Source organism: Bradyrhizobium sp. CB3481 (assembly GCF_029714305.1).
In the GTDB taxonomy this organism is placed as follows: domain Bacteria; phylum Pseudomonadota; class Alphaproteobacteria; order Rhizobiales; family Xanthobacteraceae; genus Bradyrhizobium.
This window is the reverse complement of record NZ_CP121647.1, coordinates 2169207-2186278: the sequence shown is the minus strand read 5'-3', so window position 1 is coordinate 2186278 and position 17072 is coordinate 2169207. Positions and strand designations below refer to the sequence as shown.

Here is a 17072-nt window from a genome sequence, read left to right as displayed (position 1 = left end):
CCATATACCGAACGGCATAGATCGGCCAGGGACTGCGCCGCCGCTGCGATTTGCAGGTGCTATTTACCGCCTCGTTCTGAGACAGGCAGGGCGCGACGAAACAACAGATCACGCAAACTGAACCTTACAACCTAGCGAAGGTCGACTCGCATCTCTTGCGAGCTGCTTGCTCTTTCTACACGCGCAAGTTCTGTGTTCGTCGGTCCAGCGGCCGGCGCCCGACCTGGAAGTGCTCGGTTGGGTTGATGCCGTTGACCAGGGCCGGATGTTCATCCGTATCGCTTCGATCGCCGAACTTCGGCGCGGCATTCCTTGAGGGACAACGGGCGCGCCGCGTTGACTGCCTCTCGCAACAAGCTGCCGGCGCCTTGCAGACCGCATCCTACAGATTATCGGTCAGCCCGTGCTCGGGCAGCTGGGCCGTCCGAAGGGCTCGCCGCGGAAGTTCCGGCGGTGCATCTCCGGCTATCCGGCAGCCTGACGCTTAATCGCGTCCGCGGGAGACGGTAATTCAAGTGCGGGCACCGGGTGATGTGGCCGGTCCAAAAGTCCTGTTTAAGGAATCACTTGCGCGCAAACAACAACTCCAAAACACCAACGCGATGCGCTTGAGTTCTGGGGCGCGGAGCGGTCAATGACCCGACGCGCAAGCCACATGCACGTCCGAAAGTTAGTCCCTGGCGTTAAGTCGGAGGCCGTGGCGCGGCATCGCATACCGCTTCGATTAAGAGACGAACGGCTCTTGCTTCCCAGTCAATCTCGTCAACGGGCTCGTTCCAATCTTGGGAGTTCACATACGCCGCGCGTCCAGCCGCCGGCTCCCACGCAGTCCTTCGCCGTGTTGCAACTAATCCCGAGCTTCCGGCAATCCGTTTGCTACCCCACTCCAGCTCGTTGAGCCGGAGTTACGCCGAAACCTCATCTGGCTCCAGCATGGCCCCCTCCGCGGATCTTTGAACCGCAGAAGAACTGAACTGAGTCGCTGTATAAAACTTGCTTCGTCGGATATTGTAGTCAGAGAAATCTAAGTGCTCAACAGGGGCAGGCTGCCCTGTTGAGCACTATCGGTGAGACGCCGACTTAGGCAACGCGGAATGAAGGCCCTTGTCCCCGGCGGCGATAGGCAACAAGACCTACCCCTAAAAAGCCGAGGACCATCATTGCCCAGGTGGAGGCTTCCGGGATCGCAGGCGTGAGAATGCCGGCCTGGATGACATCAAGACCGCCCTGAGCGTTGGCGAAGGTGGCACCCACCGTGAACACTTCAAGGCCGGCATTGGCCGCCATCGTGTTGTTCAACTGTGTCTGCTCGGCCGGTGTAAGCCCGAACACCAGCCCTGATCCACCAACACCCCCCTGGAACTGGTTGAGCGTCTGACCGGCTGCCGTGGTGTGCTGCTCCAGGAGCGCGCCACTTGCACTGTAGACGTTCAACGTGATTGCATTGGCAAGCGTAGCATTGGTGGCAAGTGGGCTCAGAGCCGTGGTCACCGATGGTGGACTCTCCGATCCAGGCTCTGCGAGGTTGACGATCAGCGCCAGCTGGTTTGCGGAGGTGATCCCGAGGCTGGCAAATGTGAACGTCGTGGACTGCGACGCTCCCGTCTGGGCATTTCCAAACGTCGTGCCATTGAAGAGAACGCCGCCGCTTTCAGTTGTGGAGGCGCCCGGGGCTTGCAGGGTAAGAAGGGTCGTGGCGGCGCCGACGCCCTGTCCCTGCAGCGCGGTTTGGTCCAATAACACCAGAGTTGCGCGAGCTGGTGTGGCAGCGGCCAGCCCGACTGTGAGAGCAGCCGCTGCCATCAAAAGTGGCCGGATCATGGAGATCTCCGATTGAGCTAGAGGTTTCAGCCCCACTGCAATCGCAGCCCCACTTTATCGTTCCTGATTTCTCGGGAAAAAACTAGTCACGAATTAATTCAATGTCCGGGAACAAGTGGCAATGTACATTGTTCTTTGTGGAACAATCGCTTGGAACAATGCGACACTGCCGCCACGGAACTAAAGACTGAGGTTTGTCGGGTTGACGTCGGATTTAATCTCTATTTAATAGTCGGGAAAAGACGGCAAAGGGGTGGGTTTATGAGAGCCATGCTTCGTCCAGCAACCCTTGCTGCAGCCATAGCCTGTTCGATCTGGGCGAATAGCGCCTCGGCGGCCATCGTCTACCCGAATAGCGGATCGGAGAACCTCCAGACCTACAGCTTTACGACCGCCTCCACCGGGGATCTTATTGCATATTTTGCCGGCAGCGGAGCCGCACTGGAAAATCAGCTTGGTCTATTGGTCAACGGCATATCGACCGGTCTGGCTGGTTTAAACAACCATGCCAGCGCCATTGGCCAGTCATTCAATTTTGGACGTGTCGAAGCTGGAGACGTACTCACCTTTGTAGATTTCGTCACCGGGTACGCGACGTGGTACTCCGATCCCGCGCTCAACGGAGGCAATGGCAACCACATCTATTCGACCACCGCTGCAGCCGGCGAAGCGTTCGCTGGCAGCCCAGCCGGCACGTATGTGGCATTCGAAGATTTGACTTTCCCCTACAGCGATTTCAACTACTTCGACCACGCGTTTGTGTTTACGGTCGCGGCCGTTCCTGAGCCGTCTACTTGGGCGATGATGCTGCTTGGCTTCGCTGCCTTGGGCTATATGGGTTATCGTCGGCAGAGCAAAGCACCTGCGATAGCCTAAGCCACGAGCGGCTGGTTCACGTTCTTTACGGTTCATTTATACGAAAATGAGTCACTTTGCCCCAATGGGGTGTGACGATGAGGAAGGATTTTCTGGAGAAGATGTCGCTGGACGATCTCTGGGATCTGCACCAGCGGATAATTCCTATTCTTGATCGAAAGCTGGAGGCTGAGAGGCGCAAGCTTCAGGAGCAGCTGGATGAGCTCAGCCGGAGGTCCAGCGGCGGCTCAAGTGACAGTCGTCGTCCGTATCCACCCGTCGTTCCGAGGTTTAGGAATCCGGACAATCCTGCAGAGACCTGGTCGGGGCGTGGCAAACTCCCACGGTGGTTAGCCACACTCATAGCTTCCGGAAGAAATCGGGATGAGTTCCGAATCTAGTTAGACGCAGTCCCTCCTCCATGGGGCGGATATGTCCGGGTGACGTCATCAAGCTGCCGCGGACAGCAGCCCCTTGTTGGGCTCGGCCGGCTGCAGCTGCCACAAGGATGTCCTCCCCCGCCGGATGACGACATACTTGGTCCGGGAAAACCCGGCAAAAAATTAGGAACTGTCTCCTGGGCTGATCGTTTGTTCGCCGCGCCTCCGTGAGGTCGCCTTGAGGGGGACTTCAATATGACCATAAAAAAGAGCCCATTGCTTACGCAACCCAGATCGCGTTGGGTGGCGGAGGATCTCCATCAGCTCTTGGACGAAGTTATTGCGCTACGCGCAAGCACACATGCACTTGAGGCTTTACGGGAAGCTAAGCTGGCCGACCTACACGGATCTTACGCCTCGGTCGAGAGCAAGGTTCGTTAGATGGCAACCCAGATTGACTTGGGTGAACACGTCCATCTGTTGCCGACCGAGACCTCTAACGTTTCGGCGGTTGCCGGCGAGACGGCCGAGGTCCGGCTAGCCCCGCTCCCGAGCGGAGTAAGAAGATACGCGGTTGTTATCGCTTATGGCTGTGTCGCCTGCATGGGGATGACCGCTTGGGTCTATTTTCTGGGCTTGGCATTATTTAGAGCGGTAGAATGGACCCTGGGCTGAACTAATCCAAACGGCTCGGGCCCGCGGGCTGATTTGATGGTCGTAAAAGATATGCCGCGAACAATGGTGCGCCCAAAGGCCAAGCACAAGTAGACAACAATCCCAGCGAATGTCCATGAAGACGCGGATTAAGGCCTGAGTGAAATCCGTATTTCTGCGGCCTTCAAAGTTCAGGTCTTGATCACGCTTCCAGGATCGGCTGCTTTTAAGTAAGAGCTGTGAATTCGGGTAGGCCTCTTATTGCCGTCGAACAAAACGTGTAGAGACCCTTCGCGCGAGCTTGCTGTTGCTTTAACGACTACGCCCCTTTTGCTTCGCGATTTCGGAGCACGCGAAGTACCGAGTTCGCTCAATTGCACTCGATCTCCGACCCGCATTGCAGGGTTTCCCATGAACATTCGCGATAAGTCGTTCGACGCTTCAATGAAACCAGGCTGACGGGTCGAAGAGAACAAGCGGAATGTGTCAATTAAATAGTGATCCCCGACCGGCATAAGTCACAAGGACCTGTCGGGAAAAGTCGGCAACTTGTCTGATACAGCTCACTACAGACGCTCGGCAATAACAGCCAAATTCGTTGGCCCGGGTTCGGTGTTAGTCAATCAGAAGAAAAATCGCTGGCCCAGAGCCTTTGCGTGCAAATTGGCCCCGTGCAGCGATAGCAGCTTTGCTCAAGCACTTCGAATTTATTGGCGGATGTGGGTAGAACGCCGGTGAGCCGTTCGATGAGACGACGAGCTGAAAAGCCCGAAAAAATCCGGCTGGAAGGAAGTGCCCGCCTTGCGACGCGGAATCCGACGGGAGCGCGGGGGTGAGATCGCTCCTTGTTCGATGTGCCGGCGTGCTAGTTCAAGCCTAGTCTCCAGGAGAGCCATCTTCTCCAAAGATTGCTGCAAAGCGGTGCTGGCATCCTGCGCCGCCTGAATGGATCGAACTTTGGTCTCCTGTGCTTCTGCGAGAGCTCCGCGCAAGGCAAGCAGCTCTTTTTCTAGGGCATTCGTCCGCTCATAGAGGTCAGACCCCTGCAATGGTGCACTCGCAGCAACAACCTGCGCATCCCGAGCCGGCAAGTTGACGCCCACCGTCTGCCCCTGCGGCGCTGTGTCATCGAACACAAGGTTGGCCGCCCGCGGAGGCGAGATGGTCCAAATTGGCATCTGCGCGCCAATTGTCTCACTATGCCGAGCCACATAGGTTGCAAAATCAGCGCGGAAATACATAGAGGTTAGCGATGCGGCCACCATGGCTACACCGCACAAGGTTGCGAGGCGACGCTTGGCTGACACCTTGTGCACTGCACGTGCGATCTCATTGTCAGCAGCCGTCACGCTAGGTGAATCCGAGCAGGCCACCATCGCAAAGGGGGCAATTCCTGGGGACGCAGGGACTCCCGATGTCGTCTGGAATACCGCGTCAGAGCTTTCCTTATTGTCCAGCTGTTTTGCGCGATTCATCGCATGCCAATAGATCGGAGCGACCTCGCAGTGCCCACCCTTTTTAGCGGAGTCCTGAGCTAGCTCAGACCAACCAGCTACGTGATCTTCGGTGACCGCTTTGCCGTCCTTCGGGCCAGTTTCAATTGGCTGATGCACGTCCCGGCCCTCCGATCCACTAACCAGCAGACAGATGCCTAGACTTCGTTAATGCTGCTGAGACACTGCGCGCGTACTTATTATGCTCGGGCGAATACTCACCCTCCATAGCCGAGTTCACGTCGAGGGTCGTGTTGAGCAAAGCCAGTTCAGGCTGGATTTGTGGTTCAGCGGCGTCATCATGCTTCATTGCTTCCCGTTGAGGCTCCGCAGCTGAATCAACGGCTTCATCTCTGCACCTAACATCGCCTGCTGCATTTACCAATGACTCACGGCTTTGGCTCTCGGCCCTGTGTCCAAGGCATATCAACAGGCAACCGCCGGTCAAAAGCCCTACGGTGAATAGATCATAAAACAACGGAAGCTTTGGCCACACGGAAATGCCTTTTGATCTGCGTGCAGTCGCGGTGCACAATGAGGCGAATTATAACTCGAAACATAGTAGAAGGTTCCAGTTGTGGGCGTGGCTCTGCCGGCGCAGCGACCCATTACCCCTTACCCGCTTCCGCAACGGAAGCTTTTGCCGGACCGGCCTTCGAGGCGTCCTGCGGACCCGGCAAGATCTGTTAACTTGGGAAATACGGGATGCCGTTCGCTAGGAGAACAGTGGAGCCGTCCAGCGCTTACCCGACCGCCTCGCGGGATCACCTCACAGGTGAGAGGCAGAGGCAACTAGGCTTTCAGCGGAAGGCAGACCGTGACAAACTTTCGAGATATCGCAAGTTTCCGCGCAGCGCTGGCGGCGCAATTGTCGCGTTTGAAAGCGCTGGGATAATGGGTAAGTCAGGAGGAGCTCCCAACCCTGGAGATCGAGCTGATATGAAAGAAAGTGGCCACGCCACGCCGAACACACGCTCCTCATTAAGGGTAAAGCACAGCGCGTCCGCAGATCGCTCCGGTAGAGAGCTCAGCACCAAACTACAGCCGGATGCAGTCGTGCGTCTCTCATTGAAGAGCCGCGGCCCAGCTTTATAGACTTGCCGACAAGTGTCGCGAGCGGAAGCTGCGCCGCGAGCCAAATAATCAAAATTGCCCATGTCGCTGTCATAGGACAACAACGTGTGGAGCGCGAACCGGATCCATCGTGCCCTCGCCGACAGGCTAAGACGATCAAGCCATAGACGGCTCGGCGTTCAGATTTGCTATCCTTTATACAGGGAGCAGCCGCAACAAAGCTAGGTGCCGAGACTTTGTCGAGCACCACTGACGCGCAAGATCACGGGCTCAGGAACAAACAAAGTAGAATTTACTTCTGCCTTCAGCTTCCCCAAAACCCCTGAAGATATGCTGCGGCCCTGATTCCTCCCCGAAAGCTGAATTGCCAGGAACTGCGCGATGAATATCCGCCTCCTTACCTGTGCCGGCAACACTGTCGCGCTGCCTGGACGGCTGTGTCCGCGGTGGATGGCAGAAGACTTCACCGGCCCGGTGGAGGCCATGTAGGCCATGCACTATCCTGAGACGATTGAGACTCCATCTTCCAGGGCCGAGTTCCTTTTCGGCCAGGCAAACACTTCAGTGGTCGCAATCACTTCTATCTTGCTTTCCAGGAACGATCGCGCTTGGACGCGGCCAGTCGAGGCAGCAAATCATTTCAAGGCGCGCGCCCATTCGAAACGCGTCCAGCGTGTGGACGACCAGAATGGCGATGCTAATGACGATGAGAAATGCTGGAACAGCTTCAAACATCTTACGAGAGCCTTCCGTTGCAATAGTTCAAGTAAGATACTGGGCCGGCGCACAGTCAGACTGACACGATGACAGCGCGGCGGTTTCGTCGGCATTGGTGTTTCCAGCAACGGTAAAACTTTCGCGCTAGTGCTCGGCAGAGGTCAACAATGACCACTTGGCGCACTATCATACCTGCGGTGGCCGCAGCCGGTGCAGCGGTTCATGCTTTGTGTTTCTTCTGATGCCTCCGCTCGCTTTCCGCGAAGCTACCTATCCACCACTAATGAACTAGAGACCCTTATTAACCCAAGAGATGAGGATTCTGCTGAGGATCAAAAAGCCGCGACAGCTTATTGGGAGGCGGCACAAACGATACTAAGGCGAGCACCAGATGCGCAGGCGTCCGCCAACACGCCACCTGGAAGAGAGGCTGTCCCCTACCGAAAAAGCGGCCCCATCCCGCGCCTGTAGGGAAGCGATCGACAGGGTTGATGCACCGCGCTCGTGCTGCTTCCGTAGAAGGAATTGTCAGGTTCGCAGCAAAGAAGATCGTGCTCCTAACAATTGGCAAGGTTGCCCTGAGGCCGTGGACGTGAGAAGTTCATTGCCGACACTCACGCCGTCGTCCATCCCATGTCGTGTAGGTCTGCGATACTGGATCGAAAGAGCGGAACTGTGTGCAGCCTTGCGGGCCCGCGGCGGCCCTGCGGTTAGTTGCCTCAGCCCGTTTTGAATTCGCTATCGCCCCAACCCGATCGACAGATTCAGGAAGAACGGCGTCCGCTGGCGTTGTTGAAGACGCTCGCTCCCGCGCAGGAGCGAGATTTTCGTCAGTAGCCGATTTTTCTCCTTCAGACGGTCCCGGTCCCTTAGCCGCAGATCTGCCGGACTTTTCTTCTGGGACGGCCAAGTCATTGTTTGCGCGTTCTGCAATCTGTTCACGTGCCGGGTCAGCGTTTTTCAATGAGGTTACGAGAACATCTAGACGAGCGGTAAGCTCGTTTAGCTGTTCCATTATTTTCTTCCGCTCGGCCTGCTCTTGCGATAGCAAAGCGGTGACTACCTGTGTTGTTTGTTCAGAGCTTGCAAAAGGTATCTTCTGCGTTGGCCTCAACAAATAGAAAGACCAATACTCCCTAGCTTTTTCAGAAGACGCGCCGAGAACGCTTCCTACAACTACCAAACAAAGTAGTAACATGGTAAGCATTTTGCGCGGCCGAACCTGGTTTTGCAGGTCCTTTATACTTGACGGGGCAACGCATTCTTCAAGGCCTCCCGCAAATTGCCCTGGCACGCTTTCAACACCGGCCGCTGGGAGGACACTTTTTGTCGTTTGTTCAAGTTCAAGCGCGAGCGCGTTCAGATGCTCCGCCGTCTTAATGAACACCTGACCTTTCCCGTCAGCGACGAGCCTGCTCAACAACATACATTCTGCGGCGTCTGAGCGGATCTTTTCCAAATGCGTTTGTACGCTGTTCATGGCAAAGCCCCGGACGCTGGTGACGGCATATCATGGACTTGACGATTGATTGCGGTCCATTTGTGAACAGCTATTAAATGATTGAAACGCTCGTGCGAAACTTGGACCGCAGCCAAAAACAGGCTAAGTCGCATACTGCTCGATCGGCTCTGGCGTTGAAAAACACAGTCGCACTTGTGGTGGCGGGCGCAAGATCGCGCAAATTGCTCTCCATTGAAAGCGTGCCGCGCGGCGGAGATGACTTGAATTACCGTTTCGTGAGTTCGGCCATTTCTGTCGCCTGCTCCCCCAACATGTCCGCGCGCCGTTTTGTAAATTCGACAACCACGTCGGCAAATTGGAATGGCGACCTGATCGTCGCGAGCTTTTGGCTGAAATCAAAGGCAAACCGCAAATTGGCTTGTGTCAATTGGACAAGCTTCACTTGATAAGCCACTATGGTTCCCGTCGCTGAAACAGGATCAAACCCTCTCTCCTGACAGGGGGCGGCTTGCACCGGATTCGCAGTGATAGGAGCCTCTGGTTTCTCGACTTCCGGAGCCTCTTGTTTCTCCACGTTGGGAGCTTCTTTTTTTGCATCGTCATGAAACTCAATCGGCCCAGCGGCAACAGGGCGCAAGAGATTGTCTTTCGCGCTTCTAACGACAGCCTGCCGCTTGCCGTGGGCTCTTGCGGCTATGGCGGGGCTACGGGCGCGCTTTGACGCCTTGCCTGGCTTACGCTTGCTCATCTGAGCCTCCAAAGCTCGTTGGTTCTTTGGAAGACAACAGGCCGTGCGAGCTACCGTTCCAGACACAGCCAATTTCCAGTTCCTCCCGAAATTCTTCTAGTCACTAAGTGCCGACGTCGGAGCAGCTACCCCTCGAGCGATTTCGAGGCTCCAAAGCTTTTTCAATGGCCAGTTCGGCATCGAGAACAGCGTCAGCGCGGGTAGGCGCGACGCCCGTGCGCATTCGACTGGCATGAAGAAAAGCGGTCCACTCCAGCAACACGGATTCGCTGCTTGAACGATTTCAAACGCAATGTCTTTGGGATCCATCGGCGTCCCATCAAAGTCGATTCGGCGCGGGAAAGCCCCACTTCTTCCCGACGCAGTTGGAACAGCGTTGATTGTTAAGGGCGAAACGAAGGACGCAATGTGTGCCAGCATCAGTGCAGTAAGTGTTCCAATTTTCTCTTCCACGTCGAGCCGTAATAATTGTGGACTTAGGAACGGTCTTACCTAGGTCTGGTTCTTACCGGGAGGCTGGGGCAAGTCATCAACCTACAAATGACCGGAGAACAGAAATGGCGAATCCACGCCAAGAGGACAAGTTTACGCAAGGCAATGAAGAGGCAGCTCGACGCGCCGGCGAGAGGGCTGCTGAGCAGACCACCCGTATCGGACAAGCTGCAGCCGAGCAGACGTCGCGTGTTGGGCAAGCTGCGGCTGAGACTGGTGAGCAAGTGGCTCGAGCCGGTGCGGACCTATTTAAACAGAACGTCGAGACCTTGCAGGACGCGTGGCGTCTCGGTCTAGAAACCGCTACATCGGCGATGGGGCGGTCTGCCGAGCAACTCGGTCGCACGCTCGGCGTGTCAGAAGACGCTGTGCAACAGGCTACGGAAGCAACGCAGCGATCGGCGCGCAACGCACAAACGGTGCTTTATACCGGCACCGCTGCTGCCAGGGTGATGAGCGGAATGTCTCGGGAGTACTTCCAGATGGTTCGGCACCAGCTCGAAAAGAATATGGAACGCATGAATGAATTATGGACTTGCCGAACTCCTCAGGACTTCGCGGCCGTACAAAGCGACATGGTGCGAGAGACCATCGAAACTGCCTTGGAGAGCAGTCGGCGGGTAGCCGATATGTCGCTCAAGATGGCTGAGGACACCGGAAAGCAGATGAAACAAAGCATGGAAGAGTTCCGGCGCAGCGCCTAACCGACCGGGCAGAGATCGTTAAAGAAGAGCGGCTGCAGCCGCTCTTCTCCTCAGGGCTACGCTACGCGACAACGACGCTTGTTACTCGCTTGGCCGCAAGCCAAGTCACAAAGGGTGAAGAAGGCAATCGAGGAACTCCACTCGGCGGGACACCGGACCTGATGCCCTTCCCCAAACAGCACGCATCTGCAATTCTTCGAGAGTATCACAAAGCTGAGGTGGAGCTGATCGGAAAGGCCGTTGTGCTCTCCGACGGGAAGGCAGGTACCGTCGAGGCGATTTTTTTGGATGAAATGCACGGTTTGCGGATCTCCATCGCAGGTCATCCTGGCAAGTGGCCGGTTTCTACGATCAAGCTGCTTCAGGCGTGATTTTCAATCCAGGCCGTACGGAGCACGAACTGCTTGGAGCGGATGTTGCAGGGCAGTCTCGGCGATCCAGGGAAACTGCATGATCCAGTCGTGGCCGCCCTCAGGCGCACCTCTTTTGCGCAGAACCATGAGACCGAAAGCGACTTGACCTCATGGAACCACTCGGCGCTGGCAATAGCTTTGGTGCCAGCGTCGCGCACTAGGAATTCAGCCGGGGGCCGCTACGATTGGGCATTCCGCGGCAGAAAATCGGCGGAACCAGCTCCATAGCTCTCCTGTTGATCTGTCGGGTAATGAAGCTGGAGCAAGTCCATGCGGTATGTTTTGATCGCGCTCCTGGCAGCAAGCGCGCTAGCGGTTCTCCCGGTCAGGTCAGAAGAAACTAAGCCCACGACCAGTCTCGCCGTACTCGAACGAAACACCACGACAGGTTCTAGTCGAGTCGCCATTTATCGCGACAGCGCACGGAACGTGGCGAAGGTCAAAGAAGATGAATTTGAAACGCCAGAGATGATTGCGACCATCGAGAAAAATCGTGAAGACCGCGAACGCACAGTTGTAATGGACCGGTAGATTTCGACGACAAGCGAACTACCGTTCAGTACACGCGAGAAAAGGCTCGCCTCGCAGCCGCGCTAATCGGCGCCTCACATCCGAAAGGTTTTGTCGTAGGTCAAGCTACTCACTTTTTCGGAGCCGGCTAGAGAGTCGTGGTCTGCCGCCGACCGCGACATAGATGCCGCACTCGCGGCGTCGGAGGCCTCCAGTTAGCGGCGGTGCCTCACCGAGGGCCGCCCCCTGGTGAGGGGGGGACGGCTCTCACCCGGAGCCGTCGCCATCCATGAGATGGCAATGCCCAAGCCAACAGATGCTGAAGCGGTCGTTCTTAACGAGGACGACCGTGGGTGACCTTCTTTCAGATCCGCGGAAGGTTACAGGCCACCTTCTCGGCCCGCTGCGCCTCTTGCGCCTTACCGGGTGCAATTAGGGGCCGCGGGGGTCTCCGGCTCAGCAAGGTGATGATGAGCGTAAAAGCCATCGGGATCAGCACGCCGCCGCAGAACCCCTGAATCGCTCGCTTCATCGCTTGCTCGGCTTTATCTCGGGATGCGTCGTTGCCGCGGCGGCAGTTTCGGTGGTGGGAGACTGGGCCTGGTCCCAAATCGGCCGCTTGCGAGCGACGCGGCGCTGGGTCAATCTTGGGAGAATGCGCCTCGCAATGGAGCCACCACATATGAAGCCTTTCAGTCGCTCGCTCGTACCCATGCTCTTGGTGGCATCCGGAGCGGTCTCAGCACGCGCAGATGATAAGGCTGACGTGCTTGCAGCGAACACGCAGGTCGAGCAGGCGTTTTCCAAGCTGCACGTCAGGGCTATTGAGGCGACTTGGGCCCAGGACGGGTCTGTTTCCGTTATACACCCCGCAAGTAAAGTACCGATCCTGGGTTGGGAGGCCGTCCAAAAAAGTTATGCGGATCATCCGGGCAGGTACAAAGACTTCTCAGTTGTGATGGACAATCCGCAGATAACGATCAACGGCAACGTCGCTTGGGTCGTAGGTATTGAAAAGGTGTACGCGCATCGAGCGAACGGTGACGTGCTGGACATATCGGCGCTTGCGACGAACATATTCGAAAAGCGCAGTAACAAGTGGCTGCTGGTGCACCACCACGCCAGCCGTATGCCTTAACTGCTGAACACGCGCTGGAAGCGCTGTTGGTCGGGCCCGTTGAGCCTGACTACCACAGCCCTGATTCAAGGAAGGAACTCTCGCCAAGCTGATGCCGTATCCCGGTCAAGCCGCACTGCGCTTCCGGACGACACGCACCCCGCTTTGGAATGGCTAATTCTGGCTGCGGCCGGTTTTTGGTAGCATTGGGCGCATGCCAGGCGAACAGAAAATTACCTTTGGAGAGATGAGGCAGTCGGGCGTGTGTTCCGCGTGGACGTCTTCTGGTACTGCTGCAGTCACTCGACCACCCTCCCCGCCGACCGCCGGCCGGACGATGTTCGGCTGTCGGACGTTGAGCCGCGGTTTGTGTGCAAGAAGCGTGGTAAGCGAGGTGCCGACGTCAGGCCAGACTTCCACGAAAGCAAGCGCGGTAGTGTGGGCAGACGCTAAAGTCGCTCACGCGGCGGCTAGACGGGGGGCGGACAGCTTGTCCGGTAGCACTCGGACTGGCGCGAGTTCGGTTCGCGACCGCTCCACCCGTCTGCAACTCGGACAGATGAATTGGTGTTCGATGACCGGCACCGGCTCCTCCCTGACCAGCTTAGAGCAGAACCATTTCATTTCGATCTGACAGTTCGGGCAGCCAGGCGCTTCCAGATGCTCTGTGGCGCTCTTGAGACGATCAACCATTACTCCGGCGACCTCAGTCCCGGTGATGAGAGCCATTGGCTTATATGTGAGCCGGTCTCAGCTTGTCGGGCTTTCCGCAAAAGTGTCTGTCTAAGAAGCCCAGGTGGAAGCAACCTAGCTTCCTCACGTAAACGCTTGGCAGTTTCGGATAGACGCTCTTCAAGGGATTGGATTTGCTTAAGACGACGCCTCTTTTGCACGGTACGCCCCGCCCTTAGGAATCAGGAAAGAGTGCCAATACCGAATTAGCTCAACTTGGCGAGCTACTGTCTGTTCACAACTGAACACACTTTCACACTTACTCCCGAGTCTGTATGAACCGATCTCAATGATCTCGTAGGTGATCCTCACCTGCAGTACGGGTCCGTTGTCGTCTCGGATTTCGATTGCCATTTGGTGCCTGGCGCCGTCGTACTGCTGGCGGATCGCGTCACCGGCCATATCGGCCAGCGACCGGGCGGCTTCTTTCCTGCACGGCTTGGATGGATGAGAGTTCCATGCCGTCTTCTCAGGGCGAATTCGTCGCCCTCTCGAATGTCAAAATAGTAACCCAGCACCCGCAAATCTTCTTGTATAGGCAGAGCCGCGGAACCAAGGAATTGTTTGTGAGAAAATACCGGTTAACGGCTCGTTCCACTTCGAATCTGTCGTGGCTCGGAAAAGCGAACATGTTGGCCATTTGACCCCTGTGCTGACCATCGCTTCTGTTGAGGCAGGGCAATTGGAAGTGGTCGGCATAGGGCCGCCGGCCATTTAAGCTAAGCTGGTGACCTCACTTAGCATTTCAAGATCTATTCCTACAACCAGTAAACGAGGCCCAGGGTGCCTAGGAGTCCGGGCCTCGCAACCTCAACGACTCGGTGCTTCGAGTCGCTCGGTGTGAAACAGAACGTAATCGATAGAGCAGCGTTCCTTGATCTTGCTCAAAGGAGCGCCCGCCAGGGTGAGCCGGCGCCTGCAGGAACGATCATTTACGATGGGCATATACGGGAGCCTCCAGCTTTTTCCGTCGCCCCCCCAAGCAGCGTCTGGAGGTAGGCTAGCGGCCTCGGACTCGCCGATAGATCCGGGCGCGTCGCGACTTTCTCAAGAAGGCAGGCCGGTTTGCGATTGTGACACCGCCCGCCATAACACTCCTCCTCGGCACCAGCCTGAATTCGCGAGCTATCGCTGGTTCAGCGGGTTCAGGGGGTAAAGGCGGTTCAAAACCGGGCTGGGGTTTCGGAGACTCGAACCACACCCACATCGGCCCGCCAGGCCGCAGATAGCGGCTTCCAAGAGGACAAAGAGGCCGCCTAGATTGGCGGCCTCTTTCATTGCGTGCTCCATGCTGCGCGCCCTCAACAGGCCAGCCGCCCCGGCGCTCGAGAGACACCATGCGCTCGGTTGGATCAGGAACAATCGCCTTTGATCCGCATTTACTTCGGCCTTCAGCTTCCTGCCCCCAAAGCCTGCTGAAGGCACGCTGTGGCCCCGGTTTCTTCCCGCGCCGGGGCCACAACTTAATCACGCCGGAGCTTCGCAAAATGATCCTACGCGCTGTGTGCCTCGGCCTTTGCCTCGCAGTGTGCGCTCTTGGCGAGCCAGCTTCGGCTGCAGGCGGATGTGGTGTTGGGTGCAGTGTCGCGCCGCGAGGTGGTTGTGTCCGCGATGGATGGCAGCAGGCTCTCCCCGTCCGGAACGTGTGTCCGGCAACCTCCCGCCCGAGCCCACCTTGTGGCCCATACCATCGCTGGGATCGGCAATCCCAGATGTGCGTGCCGCAATAAATCCTCGGGTGCCTGGCACGTTCACCTTGCTTCGGCGATGAAGCCCGGCGGCATGGAAGGGACGTCCGCAGGAGCGTCTGGATCGGTCTTATTACAGATTGGACACGGCGCACCGGCGGGACCGCAATCGCAAGCGCTCTCCCCTAAGAAAGGGCGCTCGGCGTGGTTCTCACAGACCCACTCGCCGATCGTCCGGCTTTCTTCTCGTACCGACCCTCATAATCCTGACCGCCGGCCACGCGCGCCCGGTCCTGTTTGCGCCCGCGACTTGATTTCTTCTTTGCCGTCGCCATCCTGCGACATCTCCTGATGCTCCAAGCAACGCGGCATAATGTTCCGGGATCCAGTTCTTCCCGTCGGAAGGATTTGGTCGAAGTCAGTTTGAGTCGTAATTGCGTGGAGTTGATTATGCGTAGGTCCAATTGGACGCCTCGATCGTCCCGAGCGGCAACGACGAAACGGCTCACCTGGTCGCAGATGATTTCGGTCGGCTGCGCCGCGCCGGGCGCGAGGCGGACTACGAAACTACCGAAACGGGTACGATTGGAGCGACCGCTATCCATTGATCGCCGGAGCAACCGCGTCAGCTCGTTTGTCGCCTACCGTAGTCCCACGAAGTTCTACATTCGAATGAAAGCTATAGCCTCTTCTCCAGCCAGCGCGGCTGATTCAGCCATTCCGGTGGGTGAACCCGTTGTGGCTAGCCCGACGTATGTCGTCCCACAGCGTCATGCGTCGGGCCACCAGCAGCCGGCCTTACTGTTCGTGCCGCTCAAGTTCAAATGTGAACTTGGCTTGTAGAACGGGACCTTTGTCGTCCCGGACCTCGATAGCCATGCGGTGCCCGAGAATGGTCTCGGCCTTATCCCAGACTGCGTGTCTAGCCATGTCGACCAAAGAACGAGCGGCCTCTATCTGGACGACCTGTAGATTGGGCAGGTCCAAGCCTTCTTCGTCAGCGGCAAGTTCGCCGTTCTTGCGCAAGTCGAAGCAATAGCGAGGCATCGGCTCTCATTCAGATAACAAACACCCGTAACTGAAAAGGCGGCGATTTGTTGCTATTTGGAGCCTCATTGGGCTGATGTAGGATCAGGCTACGTTCCTTTATTACATTGATTCGCCCTTGATGGGCGCCGGACAGCCTTGTCGCAACGCCAGCCCAATCCCGGTGCTTCTGGAGAACAGAGGTGGCTTGTCATGAACAGCGACACCCACATCACCGTTCATTTCTCATGTCCCCATTGCAGGACGATCTATCGAGCGAGCCAGGAACGAACAGCGGATGACTGTCCGGGAGAGTTCTATTGCGGAAGCTGCGGGACGCCCGTCCATGAATGGACAGGGGCGTACTTCTTTTCAGATTGGAAAGCGGTGTTCAAGATCAGGCCGAATGCCTGACTGCTTGGCATCCGCCCGGTTGCCACTATTGGCCCTTGCTGCTCTCCAGCATCGCCCTCTCAACCTCAGACGCTAATACCGTGAGGTGTGCCGCGAGCCGGTCGAATAGCTCGCGCTTCTTGGGATCGGTAGCCAAGTCGCGGATTAGCTCACATTCCGCCGCGTCACTGCGAAGTTTCTCCAACTGGGCTAACGTGTCCTGCATCTTCGCTTCCTCCTCGCGACACGTTCGTAAAATCGCGGGTCACAGGCCCGCAGCCACAGCGAACGATTAGCCCATTATCAGCGATGTCCCGCAGCGCCCGAATGATCCCGCTGCTCGTCCGGTAGGAGATGGCTACGGCAGCACCGTCCACCTGCAAATCTTCCAGTCCATAAGCAGGGCTTTCAACAAGACGGTGCCGCCAGTAGGCCGCAGTACCTTCCTGACTGCTGTGGATGATCTTGCGGCCGCCACAAGCGCACTCGATCACCGCGTCAGGGCTGTACATCCCGACAATCTGTTGATGCGGGCAGCGCGGTAAGCATCGAGCCAATCTATCGCGAGGGCCATCGGGTCACGGGGCTCACCTACTTGCCTAGTCATCCGAGTTAAGACGGCTGACCTGAACGCTACCTGAATGTCATGGGAGCGAGCTAGCCACTTGCCTCAAAGCCTTAACTGTTTTTGGGCGAACGTGGCAGCAAGACAACAACCAGCCCAATGGAAGCGGCCTGGATCGCCTAACGGCAAACTGGGGCGGCGCAAAGTAATCCGAAGCACAAGCGGCGC

At 57.1% G+C, this 17072-nt stretch carries 14 protein-coding genes and 1 pseudogene; 7 read left to right on the top strand and 8 right to left on the bottom strand.

Annotation, left to right across the window (positions count from 1 at the left end; translation table 11 throughout):
• Window positions 1–166: 166 nt before the first annotated feature.
• A pseudogene (locus QA643_RS10575) lies at window positions 167–310 on the top strand (VapC toxin family PIN domain ribonuclease); the annotation flags it as partial.
• Between the two features lie 770 nt (window positions 311–1080).
• Here QA643_RS10575 and QA643_RS10570 read toward each other — a convergent pair.
• Complete coding sequence (locus tag QA643_RS10570; RefSeq protein WP_283033103.1) at window positions 1081–1821, bottom strand: hypothetical protein; 741 nt, start codon at window positions 1819–1821, stop codon at window positions 1081–1083.
• A 261-nt stretch (window positions 1822–2082) separates the two neighbouring features.
• Between QA643_RS10570 and QA643_RS10565 the strand changes: the two genes are divergently transcribed.
• Window positions 2083–2697 carry a PEPxxWA-CTERM sorting domain-containing protein gene (locus QA643_RS10565; RefSeq protein WP_283033102.1) on the top strand — a complete coding sequence of 205 codons (615 nt, stop codon included), beginning with the start codon at window positions 2083–2085 and terminating at the stop codon, window positions 2695–2697.
• Window positions 2698–2774: 77 nt separating this feature from the next.
• Entirely contained in the window at window positions 2775–3077 is a 303-nt protein-coding gene (locus tag QA643_RS10560; protein WP_349253262.1) for an H-NS histone family protein, read from the top strand.
• Window positions 3078–4417: 1340 nt separating this feature from the next.
• Here the strand turns inward: QA643_RS10560 and QA643_RS10555 are convergent.
• From QA643_RS10555 to QA643_RS10535, 5 genes are all read right to left on the bottom strand, one after another.
• Window positions 4418–5323 carry a hypothetical protein gene (locus tag QA643_RS10555; RefSeq protein WP_283033101.1) on the bottom strand — a complete coding sequence of 302 codons (906 nt, stop codon included), beginning with the start codon at window positions 5321–5323 and terminating at the stop codon, window positions 4418–4420.
• A 1175-nt stretch (window positions 5324–6498) separates the two neighbouring features.
• Window positions 6499–6771, bottom strand: coding sequence for a hypothetical protein (locus QA643_RS10550; protein WP_283033100.1), 273 nt, complete (start codon window positions 6769–6771; stop codon window positions 6499–6501).
• A gap of 67 nt (window positions 6772–6838) precedes the next feature.
• Window positions 6839–7012, bottom strand: coding sequence for a hypothetical protein (locus QA643_RS10545; RefSeq protein WP_283033099.1), 174 nt, complete (start codon window positions 7010–7012; stop codon window positions 6839–6841).
• Window positions 7013–7595: 583 nt separating this feature from the next.
• A complete protein-coding gene (locus QA643_RS10540; RefSeq protein ID WP_283033098.1) occupies window positions 7596–8474 on the bottom strand; it encodes a BA14K family protein in 879 nt (292 codons plus the stop codon).
• Between the two features lie 247 nt (window positions 8475–8721).
• Window positions 8722–9204 carry a Phasin protein gene (locus QA643_RS10535; RefSeq protein ID WP_283033097.1) on the bottom strand — a complete coding sequence of 161 codons (483 nt, stop codon included), beginning with the start codon at window positions 9202–9204 and terminating at the stop codon, window positions 8722–8724.
• A gap of 557 nt (window positions 9205–9761) precedes the next feature.
• Here QA643_RS10535 and QA643_RS10530 point away from each other — a divergent pair.
• From QA643_RS10530 to QA643_RS10515, 4 genes are all read left to right on the top strand, one after another.
• Window positions 9762–10400 (top strand): phasin family protein, encoded by a 639-nt coding sequence (locus QA643_RS10530; protein ID WP_283033096.1) that lies wholly within the window; start codon window positions 9762–9764, stop codon window positions 10398–10400.
• A 161-nt stretch (window positions 10401–10561) separates the two neighbouring features.
• Window positions 10562–10771: a PRC-barrel domain containing protein gene (locus QA643_RS10525; RefSeq protein WP_283033095.1), complete on the top strand. Its 210-nt coding sequence runs from the start codon at window positions 10562–10564 to the stop codon at window positions 10769–10771.
• Between the two features lie 312 nt (window positions 10772–11083).
• Window positions 11084–11344, top strand: coding sequence for a hypothetical protein (locus QA643_RS10520; RefSeq protein ID WP_283033094.1), 261 nt, complete (start codon window positions 11084–11086; stop codon window positions 11342–11344).
• A 661-nt stretch (window positions 11345–12005) separates the two neighbouring features.
• Window positions 12006–12461, top strand: a complete 456-nt coding sequence (locus tag QA643_RS10515; protein WP_283033093.1) for a nuclear transport factor 2 family protein — start codon at window positions 12006–12008, stop codon at window positions 12459–12461.
• A gap of 3197 nt (window positions 12462–15658) precedes the next feature.
• Here QA643_RS10515 and QA643_RS10500 read toward each other — a convergent pair.
• Window positions 15659–15907 (bottom strand): hypothetical protein, encoded by a 249-nt coding sequence (locus QA643_RS10500; RefSeq protein WP_283033091.1) that lies wholly within the window; start codon window positions 15905–15907, stop codon window positions 15659–15661.
• A 418-nt stretch (window positions 15908–16325) separates the two neighbouring features.
• Entirely contained in the window at window positions 16326–16505 is a 180-nt protein-coding gene (locus tag QA643_RS10495; protein WP_283033090.1) for a hypothetical protein, read from the bottom strand.
• Window positions 16506–17072: the final 567 nt, after the last annotated feature.